The following is a 14,850-nucleotide window of genomic DNA, read 5'->3' on the forward strand; positions in this document are numbered from 1 at the left end:
CCGGCTAGCGGCTTTCATCCATGACCCAGGTATCTACCCCTTTACTACGCCGGTTAGAAAGCGCCATGCGATATTCGAAACGGTCGGGATTGTAGACAGCCACCAGATATTCGATGGGACGATTGCGTGTATCGCGCGTTACGCGCTTGATGCATAGTAACGGCGAGGCGATGGCCACCCCCAACGCCTCGGCGTGATGCGCATCGGCCACTGTTGCACTGAATGACTGCTCCGCCGACCCGAGCCGCAGGCCCAGGCTCTTGAAGACAGCCTGCAAGGGCTGGCGCTCGAGCGCATCGCGCGTATAGCGCCGGCCTATGTCTTCGGGCACATAGGTCAACAGGTAGGAAAACGGCACATCCTCGTAGCAGCGCACACGGATGGCCTTCTGGACCCGGCTGCCTGCAGGAAGCGCCAACTGGTTCTGCACGTCCTGCCTGGGCTGCTCGTAGCCAAACTCAAGCAGCCGCACATGCGTGTTGGCACCCATGGTATTCAGGTGCGCCACCAGCTTGTTGATATCGGCCGACAAGGGCTGCAAGCGCACACTGCCCGCAACCGGAAATGTGCCCGACCCCTGTCTGCGCTCTACCAGGCCCTCGCGCTGCAACAGCTCCAACGACCTACGTATGGTCAGGCGCGATACGCCGTACTTTTCAGCCAGCGCATTCTCGCCCGGCATGGCCTCGTCGTGAACATACTCGCGATTTTCAATCGCCTGCTTGAGCAGGCGGTATATTTTGTAGTATCGAGGGGTCGGGTTGTCGATCATTCCATGGTCAGCCAGCAGTCGCACCCGTGAATTCTACGACTTTGGCATAGCGCTCGATATCCTTGTGTACAAAATCGGCCAACTCCTGCGGCGTGGTGGTTACCACCGTGCCGCCCTCGGGTTCGATCAACTTCACAAAAGACGCCTGTTTCGCGCCCTCGACCACCGCGCGGTTCAACTGCTCCAGCCTGGCCTGCGGAATGCCTGCTGGTCCGAACATGCCAAACCAGGCTTTCGAACTGAATCCATCTATCGTCTGCGCTATCGGCGGCACGCCCGGAAACTGCGACATGGGTTCGGGGCTGGTCACACCCAGGATCTTGATGCGGTCGGTTCCTCGGAAAGGCAGCACATTGACCACACTGGCAAACATCAGATCCACCTGTCCGCCAACCAGGTCCTGCATGGCCGGCGATGTGCCCTTGTAGGGCACGGTCAGCGCCTCAATGCCCGCCTCCATTTGGAAGCTGGCCGTCGCCATATGGAGCGACGAACCAATGCCACCCACGGCAAAGGAATACTTGCCCGGATCCTTCTTCGCCAGCGCGATCAGGTCCTTGACGCTCTGCGCGGGAAAATCCTTGCGCGCCACCAGGACGCTGGGCACTTCCGCCAGCATGCTGATGGGGCTGAAGTCCTTCTCCGGATCAAAAGGCAGCTTCTTGTACAGGCTCGGATTCACCGAAAAACTGCTGTAGCTGACCAGCAATGTATTGCCATCTTTGGGAGCGCGAGCCACTTCCGTTGCAGCGATATTGCCGCCTGCCCCCGGCTTGTTCTCCACAATCACCGTCTGCCCTAGAATGGCGCTCATTTCCTGAGCAATACCTCGGGCAACGCGGTCGGTGGTTCCGCCCGGCGAAGCGCCCACAACCAGCGTCAACGCCGGACTTTCCGCCATGGCAGGCAAGGCCAGGGCCAGGGGCGTGGCCAGCGCGGCGCCGATGATGGCTCTGCGCAGCATCTGTCTATTCATCCTCAATCTCCTCGGAAGTTCTTATCGGATTAGCATGACGGAAATCATATACTTGTATTGATAACAATACAACTTATTTGATGGCCTGGAGGCCAGACAATGAATGTCGCCGGAGCAGGCTGGCTGGCGCGGCCGTGCATGGCGTTCGGTTCATGTTCCCGGCCCGGATAGTCATTCGAAAAATAAATGCATTTGATCTAAACATTTAATTTGTGGATAGCGGGGATATTGGCTATCTTGTAGGTTCGAATGCATCGCTTGCACAGGTATCCACCATGACAAAGCCTTTCTACTACGCCCCCCATGGCGGGCACCCCGAACAGACCGAGCTCTTGACCGACAGGGCCATGTTCACTGAGGCCTACGCCGTCATTCCCAGGGGCGTCATGCGCGACATCGTCACAAGCAACCTGCCTTTCTGGGAAAAAACACGCGTATGGGTGCTCGCTCGCCCTCTTTCCGGATTCGCCGAAACCTTCTCTCAATACATTATGGAAGTGGACAGCGGCGGCGGCAGCGACAAACCCGAACAGAATCCCAACGCGGAAGCCGTTCTGTTCGTCGTGGAAGGCGAGATCAATCTCACGCTGCAAGGCGACTCGCATGTCCTGAAGCCTGGCGGCTATGCTTTCATTCCGCCGGGGGCCAAGTGGACGCTGCACAATCGCGGCAGCGACGCGGCGCGCTTTCACTGGATACGCAAGCATTACCAGCATGTCGACGGTATTGCCGTGCCGGACGCCTTCGTGACCAATGAAAAAGAAATCGAGCCCATTCCCATGCCAGGCACCGAGGGGCGATGGGCGACTACGCGATTTGTGGACAGCGGCGATGTGCGTCACGACATGCATGTCAACATCGTCACCTTCCTGCCCGGCGGCGTGATTCCATTCGCGGAAACCCATGTCATGGAGCATGGTCTCTACGTGTTGGAAGGCAAGGCGGTGTACCGTCTGAATCAGGATTGGGTGGAGGTTGAAGCGGGAGATTTCATGTGGCTGCGTGCATTCTGTCCCCAGGCCTGCTATGCCGGCGGCCCAGGCCCCTTCCGCTATCTGCTCTACAAGGATGTGAACCGCCACATGAACCTGCTGCTGGGCGGCCAGGGGTAGCCGCCCGCTTTCATGCCCAGGCCGGCCTTGCGCCATGGCTGCCAGGCGCTGGCTGCGCGAATCCGACGGCTGGCGTTCTATTGCTTCCGGTGGCGTTCCGTCTCCAGCATGCTGGATAACGCACTGGCTAGGTCTCTGACCATGGCATCCGCGCCAGGCCGGTGCAGCAGCGCAAGGTCCATGGTGTCGATACGAGGGAAGCCACTTCGTCCGTCCAGGACATGGTGTTCCGTCGTTACCGCGCGAGCAGGGAGAATGCTGATGCCCAGGCCGTCGGCCACGGCAGCCTGAACACCGCTCAGGCTGGATGTGGTGAAGCTAATGCGCCAGCGCCGCCCCATCCGCTCTATGGCATTGATCATGTCATCGCGATACAGCCCCCTTGGCGGAAAGACCACCAGCGGCAGCGGGTCCAGCCTCGCCGACGGATTGCGCACGCTATCTATCCAGCGCAGCGCTTCGGGCCAGCGTGCCACGGCTTGCCCGCTGCCGCGGCGATATTTCACCAGCGCCAGATCCAGTTCGCCACGATCGTAGCTGTCGCCGATATCCCGGCACAAGCCGCTTGTTACCTCAAGCTTCACATGCGGATACTTGGCGGCGAACGACGCCAGCACCCGGGTTGTCTGCCCGCCAACAAAGTCTTCCGGCACGCCCAGGCGCACCGCCACGGTGACGGCCGCCCCCGCAAGCGCTTCCTGCAAGGCATCATTCAGCGCCAGCATGTGCCTGGCGTAGCCGAGCAGGGTCTCGCCCGCATCCGTGGGTCTCACCCCGCGATTGCCACGGTCCAGCAATCGATGGCCGGCGAGCTCCTCTAGCCTCAGTATCTTCTGGCTGACCGTCGATTGTGTGGAATGCAGCCTGCCGGCCGCCGTCGTGAAACTGCCGCAGTCGGCCACTACAACGATGGCGCGCAATAGATCCAGATCGAAGAGCTGCCTGCCTGATGGCTTGTCCTGGGACATGTCGCGCTATGCTCGCATTGCGGCGATCACCCTGTCCAGCATGCCCGCCAGCTGGCAGCGTTCCGACTCGCTCAGGCAGCCGAAGATTTCTTCATTGCGGCGGGCTATGAGTGCAACGACGTCGCGATAGCGCCGCTTTCCCTGCGAAGTGCTCTTGAGGACAACACTTCGCCCATCCGTCTCGCTGGTCTGCTTGAGCACCAGGCCGCGCTCCACCAAGGCTTGCACGGAGCGGCTGGCATGACTCTTGTCCAGATTGGCGGCGCGCGCCACTTCATTCATGGAAAGAGGCTCGAACCGGCCAATGGCGGCAAGGCATCGCGCCTCGCCCAGCGGCATCCCGACGGCATCCAGATAGGCGCTGTGGGTGTCCCGGTCGCTCAGCTTGTTGACAACGTGCAGCCGGTAAGTCAGAAAATGCTCGAGCTTGGGCAGATCGAATGTGGCGGTTTCAGCAGTCATGGCAAGAAAGGCGGAGCCGCTTGCGCCAGGCCCCGCTGCAAGAGAAACAGGATCAAATCGCGGGCTATTGCACCTTGATGCCCGCATCATGAATAAGCGTACCCCATTTCTCGCGTTCCGCGCTGGCGTAATCCGCCATTTCCCGTGGTGTACCCGGAATGGCTTCCAGACCCATGTCCGAGAACTTCTTGCGTATCGCCGCGTCCTTCAACGCAGACTGCAGCGCCTTGGACAGCGTCTCGATAGCGGAGTGCGGCGTGCCCTTCGGCACGAGCAGGCCCTGCCAGGCATAAGCCTCGAACCCCTCCATCCCCGATTCGATCAATGTCGGCACCTCGGGCAGGTTAGCCAACCGCTCCTTGCTGGCCACGGCGATCGGACGCAGCATTCCCGATGAAATGTACTGCTGGCCCGTGGCCGAATCGACAAACATGCATGGTATCTGGCCGCCCATGACATCTTGTACGGCGGGCGCCGCACCGCGATAAGGAACATGCACGAGGTTCAGCCCGGTCTTCTGCTTGAATAATTCGGTTGCCAGATGATGCGGACTTCCCGCACCAGGGGTGCCGTAGCTCACGCCCTCCTTTTTCTGCTTCGCCCATTCGACGAATTCCTGCAGATTGTGTACCGGAACAGCGGGGTTCACGACCAGTATCATGGCAAAACGCGCCAATAGGCCGACGGTATCGAAGTCTTTCTGCGGATCATAGGCCAAGCCAGGATAGAGCGCGGGATTCGCGGCCAGAGTCGCCGTGTCTCCGGTCAGCATGACATAGCCATCGGGTTTGGCGCGGGCGGCGTATGCCGCGCCGATGGCGGTTGCGGCGCCGGGCTTGTTGACGATGACAATGGACTGGCCAAGTTCCGCCGCCATCTTCTCAGCGACCGTGCGGGCGACGATATCCGTGCCGCCGCCTGCTTGATAGGGCACGACCCACTCCACCGGGCGTGTCGGGTATGTCTGCGCGCGGGCGGTCAGACTGCCCGAGGCGAGAACACAGGCAGCGGCGGCTGCGATACAGCGTAGGCGTTTCATGATTGGAAGTCTCCAGAATGTTGAAATAAAAGTGTCGTTCTACTGTCTGCTTGAATGCCGCGGCGCCGGCGCCGCTTATTGCACAGCGCCCTGCTCCGCCTGACGAATGAGCGCGAGTGCCTGGTCCGCGCTGTCCTGCCTTGCAATCAAAGAAAGGGCCAGCATGGCAAGAAACAACGGGGCGCGATGCTCGCCAATTCGCGTCACCGCTTCGCACAACGCGGTATAGGATTTATCCAGATCCCGATCTGTCATGATGCGGCTCCTTCAATCAGGCATAAGCGGTTGGGAATAAAAAGACGCCAGCAGACGCCCGGCCTCCTGTGCCTGGCTGGCAGGCCAGCGGCCCTGGATATAACCGTCGGGCCTGAGCAGATAGAGAACGTTGCCTTCCGAGCCGTATGCACGCAGGCCATCGTGAGCAACCCGCCAGCTCCGTCCTTCCAATGCGCCCGACTCATTTGCCCCGTCGCTTACAGCCATGAATACCGTTGCGGGTAAACCCTTCATGCTCGCGACACCGTCTTCGAGCTGGCTGAACAAGCGCCAGGCCTGCTCATCCAGATTGATGCCCAGCATTACAAAGCCGCGGCCAAAAGACTGTGAAAGATGTCGCCTGGCTTGTGCTCGCGTTAGTTTGAGATCTGGCGCAGGCTTTCCGGGCGCGGACTCGGCCGGGGCATTCGCCAGTCCGTCCGCCGCGTTGAGTGGCGAGCCGTCGTACGAGACGGCTTCGGACTGCCGCGGATTGACCAGTGCGCGCACCGTGGCATCCACCACGCCCAAACGCAGTGCGGCATCGCGCATTAGCGTGTAGCCATAGCTGGGCGGCGCCATGAACTCCGTACTTTTGGCGCCATAAGCCATGTTCTGCCGCGCTGCGTGCACGCGTTCGCTGCTGTAGGAATCCAGCAAGACCTCCGATGCCGCGCCGCGAATCACCCAGGCCAGTTTCCAGGCCAGATTGCCCGCATCGTCCAGGCCCGAGTTGAGCCCTCTCACACCGAATATCGGCACCAGATGCGCCGCGTCGCCCGCGAAAAGCACGCGGCCATGCCGATAACTGTCTAGCGACAGGCACTTGGCGTTGTAGATGGATATCCATAGCGGTTTCCAGGGCGCCGTCTCGCCCATCATGTCCAGGTGACTCTGGACGCGCGGCAATACGTTCTCCGGCTTGACCGCCTCTTGCGGATCTTCGTCGTCGCCCACCTGATAATCAATGCGCCATACATCGTCGGGCTGGCGATGCATGAGAATGGTGGAGCCAGGATTCGAAGGCGGATCGAACCAGGCCAGACGCTCGACGCGCCGCTGCGATGCCTGTTCTATATCGACAATGACATACCGCCCTTCGTACTGCCTGCCTTCAAGCACCAGCCCGAGGGCGTCGCGCACCGCGCTGCGCCCGCCATCGCAGGCGACCAGCCAATCCGCGTTCACCCACTGGTCGCCGTCCTTGTTCTCGACCCTGACAGCCACGCCGCCGGGCTCGTTCCGCACCGCCGTCACCCGGCTGGCCCAGCTGATCCGCGCCAACTCGGGATGCCGACGCATGGCGTCGTGCGCGTACTCCTCGACGTAGTACTGCTGGATGTTCACCATCGGATCAAAACGCTGCGCGGGATCATGCGGCATCTCGAAATGCAGCACTTCCTGGTTGCGAAAATAGCTGCGGCCCGAAGTCCACCCGAGCCCCTTGGCCACCAAAGGCGTATCGGCGCCAAACCACCCGAGAATCTCCTGTGAACGACGAGACATGCAGATGGCGCGGCTTCCAGTGCAATACCCTTCGTCTGCCTCTATGGTCAAGCTTGCAATGCCGTACTCGGCCAGCAGTGCCGCCAGCGACAGTCCGACAGGACCACCGCCGGCAATGACAACGGTGGCATGTTCGGGCAGTAAAGATGAGGAATGCGGCATGGCGTCCTCCAATTAGTTGTTTGCACAACTATATAATCAATATTGTTGTCTACGCAACTAATTTGACGGATCATCAGGGAAAACACCGACCGGCGCTGTATGGATTCTCGCTTGGGATACACTCCCCTGGTTCCCTGCCTTCGCAAGAAAACAGCGGCGAGACGGGTGGTTTTCAATCAAACACGAGAACAATCAGGAGTGACATATGCGCAGATTGATTCAAGCCGGCATCGCAGCCGCCCTTGCCCTGGGATTGGCCACCCCGGGCCTTGCCGCGGACAAATGGCCCTCCAAGCCCTTGACGCTGATCGTGCCCTTCGGCCCGGGCTCCAGCCCCGACGTGATGGCCAGAGTGGTGGCGGACCAGGCCGGCAAGACGCTGGGGCAATCTGTCGTGATTCAGAACAAGCCAGGCGCGAGCGGCAACCTGGGGACAGCAGCCATCGCGAAGGCCGCCCCCGACGGTTATACCTTCGGTGTATCCATCACCGGCCCGCTGGTGAACAATACCGTACTCTACGACACGCTGCCCTATGATCCCAAGAAAGATCTCGTGCCGCTAACCCTGGCCGTGCATCAGCCCAATGTTCTCGTCGTGCCTTCAGGCTCGCCGATCAAGTCCGTTGACGATCTCCTTGATGCCATGCGCAAGCCAGGTTCCAAACTGAACTTTCCCTCGACCGGCGCCGGCACCATCTCGCATTTGTCCGTCGAGCTTCTGCTTGAACGCGCCAAAGCGGAGGCGGTTCACGTGCCGTATCCGTCATCGCCAAAGGCCGTCACATCGCTGCTCGCCGGCGACACCAACTTTGCCGCATTGCCACCCATCGCCGTCATGCCCATGATCAAGGATGGCCGCCTGCGTCCGCTTGCCGTTGTGTATAGCAAGCGGGTCAGCTTCCTGCCCGATGTGCCGACCCTGGCCGAGTTGGGCATGCCCGGCATCGAGGGCTCAGGCTGGATCGGCTTCGTTGCGCCGTCCGGCATTCCCGACGACATTCTGCACAAGCTGACCGACACATTGATCGCCGCCATCAAGAGCCCCGATGTCCAGGCGAAGCTGAAAGCCCAGTACATGGAGCCAGTGGGCAATCAGCCAGACGAGTTTGCGCAATACATGGATGAGGAACTCAAGCGCTGGGGGCCGCTGATCAAGCGCCTGAACCTCAGCGTGAACTGATCGCCCTCCGGCGGGCTTTCACCGCCGCGCGCTTGGCATGCGGGTCAGCTGATTGCCCGCATGAACGTCTCCATCTTGGTGGCGGTTTCCTTGATCTCGCTGTCCGGATCCGAGCCCGCCACGGTGCCCGCTCCCGCGTACAACCGCAACGCGCGGTCACCATCATGCAGCGCGCAGCGCAGCGCCAGCGCCCATTCGCCATCGCCGTCGGCACGCTGCCAACCCACCAGACCCGCAAAATACCCGCGCTCGAATGGCTCGAGATCCTTGATATGGCCGAAGGCAAGTTGGGTCGGATGACCGCAGATCGCCGGCGTCGGATGCAAGGCGCGGGATAGATCCAGGGCCGTCATGGACGGGTCGCGCAGGCGCCCCGTTATGTAGGTGGACAGGTGCCAGAGCGTGTCCGTGCCGATCACGGAAGGCCCATCAGGCACATCCAGTTCGTCGCAGTTTGCTCGCAGGATGCGCACAATATCGCTCACCACGTAGCCATGTTCGCGCAAGTCTTTCTCCGAGCGCGCCAACCCCTCCCGACGCACCCTGTCCGTATCGGGGTCGGCGTGCCGCCCAATGGAGCCCGCCAGCGGATTGACATGGATGCGGTCGCCCTCGCGCCTTACAAGCAGTTCGGGACTGGCGCCCACCATGACACCGGTCGGCGCCGCGTCGCCACCCTGCCCCCACACCGGTATGGCAAAGGTGTAACCATGGGCATTGCGCGCCAGCAGGTCGGGCAGCAGGCGCGCATAATCGAGGAGCCGGTCAAGCACGACATCCATGGCCCGTGAAAGGACTATCTTCTTGACCTCGCCACGGTCGAACAGTACCAGCGCCTTGCGCACCATGTCGCCATACGCCTCCGGCGCCGGGACGGGCTCGCGGCTCAGTATCCCGGGCCGGCCCGCGCCGCGTGTTTCCGCTGCGCCTGGCTTCGAATAATCGGGAATGCCGGCGCAGGCATAGCGCGAAGGAATCGCGAGGCTTGCTGCCTGGGCGGCATCGAACGGGATCAACCCGAACATGACCGGATCGCCAATACCGTGCTCGCGCGCTCGCGCAAACAGCGATGCGACCACATCGCGATCCGCAGGCTGATACGCGGACACCATGTCCGGAGCACGCCATCCTCGCTGCTGCAGTGTGGGCGACGCAAAGAAGAAATCGCCCACTGCAAAGCCATCCACCAGCCAGCCATCGGCTGAATGCGATGTCCGGGCATCACTCGCCGATTCCGCCGGCGCACGCGCTTTCCTTGCCATGAAGTCAATCCGAATCTGTGTGAGAAATGAATAGAACATAACAGAAAACAATCTGCTGGACGGGAAAGATCCGGCGTACAGTCTCTGCGGCCGCCGGCCGACCGGATTTCCAGCGAGGCCGCCCAGCTCACCGGCGGCCAGCCGGCGCGAGACACATGCAACAGCCAGGTAGTAACATCAAGCAACCAGACAGGCACGCCACCTCACGATATCTTCTTTATCCCCTCAACATCGGCATACGCCCTACGACAACACGCATGACTTCACACAACTCTTCATTGTCTCCCTCCTCCACGCGCACAGTCGTTGTAGGCGGCGGCACCATGGGCGCGGACATTGCTGTCGTGCTGCTGCGGGCAAACAGCGCCGTGCATGTCGTCGAGCCCAGGGCCGATGCGCACGCAACCATACATGAAAGAATCGCCGCCAATCTCGAACAGATCGGCCGGGCCGATGCCGGCCTGCTGCAGATCGTTCAGACCATCGATGACATCCACTGGCCGGACATCGACCTGGTTATTGAGTGCATTCCTGAAAAGCTGGACATGAAGCGTGCTCTGTTCAGCGCGCTGAGCGAACGTGCGAGGCCGGACGCACTGCTCGCCAGCAACAGCTCAAGCTTTCCCATCAGCCAGATCGCCGAGGGCTTGCCCGGGCGGCAACGAATGATGGGCCTGCATTTCTTCATGCCCGCCCATATCGTTCCTCTCGTCGAGGTCGTGCTCGGCCCCAATACCGACGCGGCACTGGCGGAGGCGCTTGCCGCGCTCATGCGGCGCTGCGGATCCGTGCCCATCATGGTTCGCAAGGACATTCCGGGCTTCGTTGCCAACCGCCTACAGCATGCTCTTGCGCGGGAAGCCTTTTCCATGATCCAGGAAGGCATCGTCACGCCCGAGGACATCGACAACGCAGTGCGCTTCGGATTCGGTTTCCGCTACATCGCGGCCGGTCCCATCATGCAAAAAGAGCACGCGGGCCTGGACGTGCACGCAGCCGCCGCCGCTACCATTTATCCGACTCTGTCCAACACGGCTGTCCCGCCCTCCACCCTCGCGGACAAGCCCGCGCAGGGACATTTGGGCATGAAGACGGGGCAGGGGTTCTACGCCTGGACGGAAGATTCCATCGCTGCGGAACGCAAGCGCTACGATGCAGCCTTGCGTAAAGGACTGGAGATACTTTCCGGCGAATTGCCGCCCATCCAGCCAGACGACGCTTGAACAGCCTTGCCCCGGCGTTCGCCTTGTTCTAGTCCCCGACAAGCCGCTCCCTGAGCCATGGCGCAGGCCATGCTTTTTTTTCTCCCCCTCTTGCATACTTTTGTATACATAAGTATTCTATAAAGAAAGGAACATGCGCAACACAGACAACCCACAAGACAGATCCGCAGGAACAAACCATGAACGCTACCCTGGAACGACTACCCCGCGACGCGCTGACCGAGCTGGCCAGCAAGGCTTTGCAGACCTATGGATTGAAGCAGGACGACGCTCGTAGCACTGCCGAGGTCCTGGTGCTGGCGGATATGTTTGGACTGCATACGCACGGGGTCAGCCGCGTCCAGTCCTATGGCGAACGCATGGAGATTGGCGGCATCAACGCCGCCGCCAGGCCTGCCATCGAAAACGTCGCCCCGTCCATCAGCCGGCTGGATGGACAGAACGGCGTGGGCCCACTGGTTGGACAGGCCGCACTCCAGGAAGCGATCAGGCTTGCAAGAACAACCGGCCTTGGCGCGGTATTCGCGCGAGCCAGCAATCACTTCGGCCCTATTTCCCCTTACGCCTACATGGCCGCGCAGCAAGGTTTCGCCTCCTTCATTTGCAGCAATGCCTCCACGACAATAGCGCCCTGGGGCGGACGGGAAGCCCGGTTGGGCAACAGCCCGCTTGGCTTTGGCGTTCCCAATCCCGAAGGAGATCCTTTTCTTGTGGATATGGCCATGAGCGTTGTCGCACGCGCGAAAATCCGTAATGCGCTGCGCAGCGGCGAGTCCATCCCCGCCACCTGGGCCACCGACAAGCAAGGGCGCGCCACCACGGATCCACAAATGGCGTTGGATGGCTTTCTGATGGCTATCGGCGGGCACAAGGGATACGGCCTGGCTTTGGTGGTGGATCTGCTGGCGGGCCTGCTGTCTGGCGCCAGCTTTCTTACGCACGTCAGATCTTGGTCAGCCGAGCCCGAGCAGCCACAGGATCTCGGCCATCTGTTTCTGCTCATTGACACGGCACGCCTGGGAACCGCCGGCTGGCTCGCCGGCCGCATGCGCGACTTCTTTCGCATCCTGCACGATACGCCGCCCGCCGATCCGGCATCACCTGTGCTTGTGCCGGGTGAGATCGAGCTGACGAAATTTCGCCAGGCAGAAGCTGAAGGCGTGGAAGTGGAAGCGGCTGCCTTGCGGCACATCAAGAGTCGGATGCAGAAAGCCTAACTGCCGGGAGCGTGTCTCATGCCCATAAAGAAAAGCGCAAGCCAGGCAACGCTGGCCTACAGCCAGCTCAAGCAAATGATTACATCCGGCAGCTTCGGCCCGGAGGACAGGCTGCGCGAGATCGATATTTCCGAGCGCCTTGGGATGAGCCGCACGCCCGTGCGCGAGGCGCTCAAGCGCCTTGAAGACGAGGGCCTCCTGACGCATGAGCCACGAAAAGGCCTGGTCATCACGACACTGGATCAACAAGCAATCACACAGTTGTACTCATTGCGGGAAATCCTGGAGGGCGGCGCGGCAGGCTTGGCCGCGCGCCATGCTAGCGATGCGGAGATCGACTATATGCGTGCAATTCTCCACGACAGCAAGAGCGGCAAGGATCCAGTCAAGAGCAACTACGACTTTCACCAGACCATTTATCAGGCATCGCACAATCAGTTCCTGGTGAAGTCCATTCATAACCTCATCGATTCCACGGCACTGCTGGGCCAAAGCACGCTGGCGCATACCGGACGGCCGCAAATCGCCTATCAGGAGCATATGAAAGTCTTCGAGGCAATTGCCGCGCGCGATGCCGAAGCAGCGGAAAAAGCAGCGCGCAGCCACATCAGGCAGGCCTTGCTTGCCCGCCTGAAGCTGCATGGCGCTGGCTCCAGCAGCGCCTGAGCCAGCGGCCACGCCGGCCGGAAACGGCCGCCATGCCATACGCATACACACGAACCGATCGGGCCAGAAAGGAGTAAACCATGTTTGCCGCACCACCCGAAGTCACAGCAAATGTATTTGCCACACTGCCGTCAGAGCTCGCGGGAGACGTGTCCCGCTCATACTGGCTGCAGCAGCAGCATAAGGGCCGCCCGCTGCCCGCCTTCCTCGAAGGCCCTTCGTTCGATCGTGAGGGCAACCTGTACTGCGTGGACGTGGCCTACGGCCGCATATTCCGCATCAACCCCCAGGGAGAATTCACCCTTGCCGCCCAATACGACGGGGAACCGAACGGGCTTAAGATTCATCAGGACGGGCGAATCTTCATTGCGGACTACCGACACGGCATCATGGTGCTGGATCCCCACAACGGAAAGGTTGAACCCTACTTTACCCGCCCCATGTTCGAGCGCTTTCGCGGCGTAAACGACTTGCACTTCGCGTCCAATGGCGATTTGTACTTCACAGATCAAGGGCAAAGCGGCCTGCAGTCTCCCAATGGACGGGTATTCCGACTGCGAGCAGGCGGCCAGCTCGATTGTCTGCTCGACAACGTGCCCAGCCCCAACGGCCTGACATTCAATGCATCCGAAACCGACTTGCTGTTGGCCGTTACCAGAGCTAACGCGGTATGGCGCGTGCGCTTCCCTCCCGACCGGCACACCGTCGCCAAATCGGGCACATTCATTCAACTGTCTGGTGGCCTGGCCGGGCCCGACGGCCTGGCCATCGATGAAGAAGACAATCTGCTGGTGTGCCATATGGGCATGGGCAGCGTTTGGAAATTCAATCGCCTTGGCGAGCCTGTGCTGCGCATCCGTTCCCCAAGAGGCATCCTGACCAGCAATTGTGCATTCGGCGGCCCTGGCCGCAAGACGCTTTTCATTACCGATTCTGAAACCGCCTCCATTCTGTCCGTGCCCATGGACACGGCGGGAAAGAAAACCTATGCGCTGACCTGATCGTTCACGCATTACCCCTTCATCAATTCAAAAACAGCCCGGAGACAATGATGAAAATTTCCAGCAATCTTCTTGCATCAACCATACTCGGCATCGGCTTGATCGCCAGCGCCGCCACTGTCCATGCGGACGCCCGGTCCGATCAGTATCCCGCCAGCCCCATTACGCTGGTGGTGCCCTTCTCCGCAGGCGGTGGCGTGGACGTCGTGGGCAGGATTCTCGCCAAAAGCCTGTCGACCGAGCTCGGCGCATCCATCGTCGTCGAAAACAAGCCGGGCGCCAGCGGCATGATCGGTGCCAGCTATGTGGCGCATGCCAAGCCGGACGGTCTTACCTTGCTGCTTGCCAGTTCGGGAGAGGTGGCGATCAATCCGCATCTCTACAAAGACATGAATTACTCGCCAGAGAAGGACCTGGCGCCGATCAGCCTGGTATCCCGTATTCCCAACCTGCTGTCGGTAAACCCCCAGCTGCCGATCAAGAATGTGGGAGAGCTCGTTGCCTATGCCAAGGCTCATCCCGACACGCTTTCATACTCAAGCAGCGGCGTAGGCAATATTCAGAACATCACCGGGGAGCTGCTCAACAGCATGGCCGGAATCCACATCCTGCATGTACCATACAAAGGGTCGGCGCAGGCTGTGGCGGATGTGGCTGGAGGCCAGGTATCGATGACCTTTGCCAGCGGCGCGGCATCGCTGCCTTTCATAGAAAGTGGAAAAATCCGGCCCATCGGCGTCACCTCCGATAAACCCATGAAGGCTTTCCCCGACGTTCCTCCTATCAAGGACACGCCCGAGCTCAAGGACTTCCTGTTGGTCAACTGGTTTGGGCTTTTCACGACGGCAGGCACGCCCGATTCGATCGTACAGAAGCTGAATGCCGCAACAGTCAAGGCACTGGCCAATCCGGAGGTTGTAAAGGCACTGGAAAGCCAGGGCGCCGATCCCGCGCCGATGTCACCGCAGGCCTTCGCCGATTTCAGGGCCGATCAGTCGAAGCTGTTCGGTCAGATCATCCGGGATGCCCACATCGCGATCAAATAGAAG

Annotated in this window: 15 protein-coding genes; 7 read left to right on the forward strand and 8 right to left on the reverse strand. The window is 60.7% G+C overall.

Features of this window, described 5'->3' with window-relative positions; genetic code table 11:
* Window positions 1–4: 4 nt before the first annotated feature.
* Together ERD78_RS11290 and ERD78_RS11295 are read right to left on the reverse strand one after the other, a co-directional pair.
* Window positions 5–772, reverse strand: a complete 768-nt coding sequence (locus ERD78_RS11290; protein WP_129969395.1) for a GntR family transcriptional regulator — start codon at window positions 770–772, stop codon at window positions 5–7.
* 7 nt (window positions 773–779) lie between these two features.
* Complete coding sequence (locus ERD78_RS11295; protein ID WP_245152441.1) at window positions 780–1,748, reverse strand: Bug family tripartite tricarboxylate transporter substrate binding protein; 969 nt, start codon at window positions 1,746–1,748, stop codon at window positions 780–782.
* Between the two features lie 275 nt (window positions 1,749–2,023).
* On the opposite strand from ERD78_RS11295, the gene ERD78_RS11300 reads away from it, so the two are divergent.
* Window positions 2,024–2,860, forward strand: a complete 837-nt coding sequence (locus tag ERD78_RS11300) for a bifunctional allantoicase/(S)-ureidoglycine aminohydrolase (protein ID WP_129969396.1) — start codon at window positions 2,024–2,026, stop codon at window positions 2,858–2,860.
* Between the two features lie 77 nt (window positions 2,861–2,937).
* On the opposite strand, the gene ERD78_RS11305 is transcribed toward ERD78_RS11300, so the two are convergent.
* From ERD78_RS11305 to ERD78_RS11325, 5 genes are all read right to left on the reverse strand, one after another.
* Window positions 2,938–3,828 (reverse strand): LysR family transcriptional regulator, encoded by an 891-nt coding sequence (locus ERD78_RS11305; RefSeq protein WP_129969397.1) that lies wholly within the window; start codon window positions 3,826–3,828, stop codon window positions 2,938–2,940.
* A 6-nt stretch (window positions 3,829–3,834) separates the two neighbouring features.
* Window positions 3,835–4,290: a MarR family winged helix-turn-helix transcriptional regulator gene (locus tag ERD78_RS11310; protein ID WP_129969398.1), complete on the reverse strand. Its 456-nt coding sequence runs from the start codon at window positions 4,288–4,290 to the stop codon at window positions 3,835–3,837.
* Window positions 4,291–4,354: 64 nt separating this feature from the next.
* Window positions 4,355–5,329 carry a Bug family tripartite tricarboxylate transporter substrate binding protein gene (locus ERD78_RS11315; RefSeq protein ID WP_129969399.1) on the reverse strand — a complete coding sequence of 325 codons (975 nt, stop codon included), beginning with the start codon at window positions 5,327–5,329 and terminating at the stop codon, window positions 4,355–4,357.
* A 75-nt stretch (window positions 5,330–5,404) separates the two neighbouring features.
* On the reverse strand, window positions 5,405–5,584 hold the full coding sequence (locus ERD78_RS11320; RefSeq protein WP_129969400.1) for a hypothetical protein: 180 nt from the start codon (window positions 5,582–5,584) through the stop codon (window positions 5,405–5,407).
* Between the two features lie 12 nt (window positions 5,585–5,596).
* Window positions 5,597–7,252 carry an FAD-dependent monooxygenase gene (locus ERD78_RS11325; protein ID WP_129969401.1) on the reverse strand — a complete coding sequence of 552 codons (1,656 nt, stop codon included), beginning with the start codon at window positions 7,250–7,252 and terminating at the stop codon, window positions 5,597–5,599.
* A 205-nt stretch (window positions 7,253–7,457) separates the two neighbouring features.
* Here ERD78_RS11325 and ERD78_RS11330 point away from each other — a divergent pair, with 205 nt between their 5' ends.
* The gene (locus ERD78_RS11330) at window positions 7,458–8,432 is read left to right on the forward strand and encodes a Bug family tripartite tricarboxylate transporter substrate binding protein (protein ID WP_129969402.1); all 975 of its coding nucleotides are present in this window, start codon (window positions 7,458–7,460) and stop codon (window positions 8,430–8,432) included.
* Window positions 8,433–8,476: 44 nt separating this feature from the next.
* Here the strand turns inward: ERD78_RS11330 and ERD78_RS11335 are convergent, their stop codons facing one another.
* Entirely contained in the window at window positions 8,477–9,694 is a 1,218-nt protein-coding gene (locus ERD78_RS11335) for an isochorismate synthase (RefSeq protein ID WP_129969403.1), read from the reverse strand.
* Window positions 9,695–9,951: 257 nt separating this feature from the next.
* Between ERD78_RS11335 and ERD78_RS11340 the strand changes: the two genes are divergently transcribed.
* The 5 genes from ERD78_RS11340 (at window position 9,952) to ERD78_RS11360 (ending at window position 14,847) form a co-directional block, all read left to right on the forward strand.
* On the forward strand, window positions 9,952–10,917 hold the full coding sequence (locus ERD78_RS11340) for a 3-hydroxyacyl-CoA dehydrogenase family protein (protein ID WP_129969404.1): 966 nt from the start codon (window positions 9,952–9,954) through the stop codon (window positions 10,915–10,917).
* Window positions 10,918–11,096: 179 nt separating this feature from the next.
* Window positions 11,097–12,134 carry an Ldh family oxidoreductase gene (locus tag ERD78_RS11345; protein ID WP_129969405.1) on the forward strand — a complete coding sequence of 346 codons (1,038 nt, stop codon included), beginning with the start codon at window positions 11,097–11,099 and terminating at the stop codon, window positions 12,132–12,134.
* An 18-nt stretch (window positions 12,135–12,152) separates the two neighbouring features.
* Window positions 12,153–12,800, forward strand: coding sequence for a GntR family transcriptional regulator (locus tag ERD78_RS11350; protein ID WP_129969406.1), 648 nt, complete (start codon window positions 12,153–12,155; stop codon window positions 12,798–12,800).
* 80 nt (window positions 12,801–12,880) lie between these two features.
* Complete coding sequence (locus ERD78_RS11355; protein ID WP_129969407.1) at window positions 12,881–13,801, forward strand: SMP-30/gluconolactonase/LRE family protein; 921 nt, start codon at window positions 12,881–12,883, stop codon at window positions 13,799–13,801.
* 47 nt (window positions 13,802–13,848) lie between these two features.
* Window positions 13,849–14,847 carry a Bug family tripartite tricarboxylate transporter substrate binding protein gene (locus tag ERD78_RS11360; protein ID WP_245152442.1) on the forward strand — a complete coding sequence of 333 codons (999 nt, stop codon included), beginning with the start codon at window positions 13,849–13,851 and terminating at the stop codon, window positions 14,845–14,847.
* Window positions 14,848–14,850: the final 3 nt, after the last annotated feature.

Origin of the sequence: Allopusillimonas soli (assembly GCF_004153445.1) — a bacterium.
Taxonomy (GTDB): Bacteria; Pseudomonadota; Gammaproteobacteria; order Burkholderiales; family Burkholderiaceae_B; genus Allopusillimonas; species Allopusillimonas soli.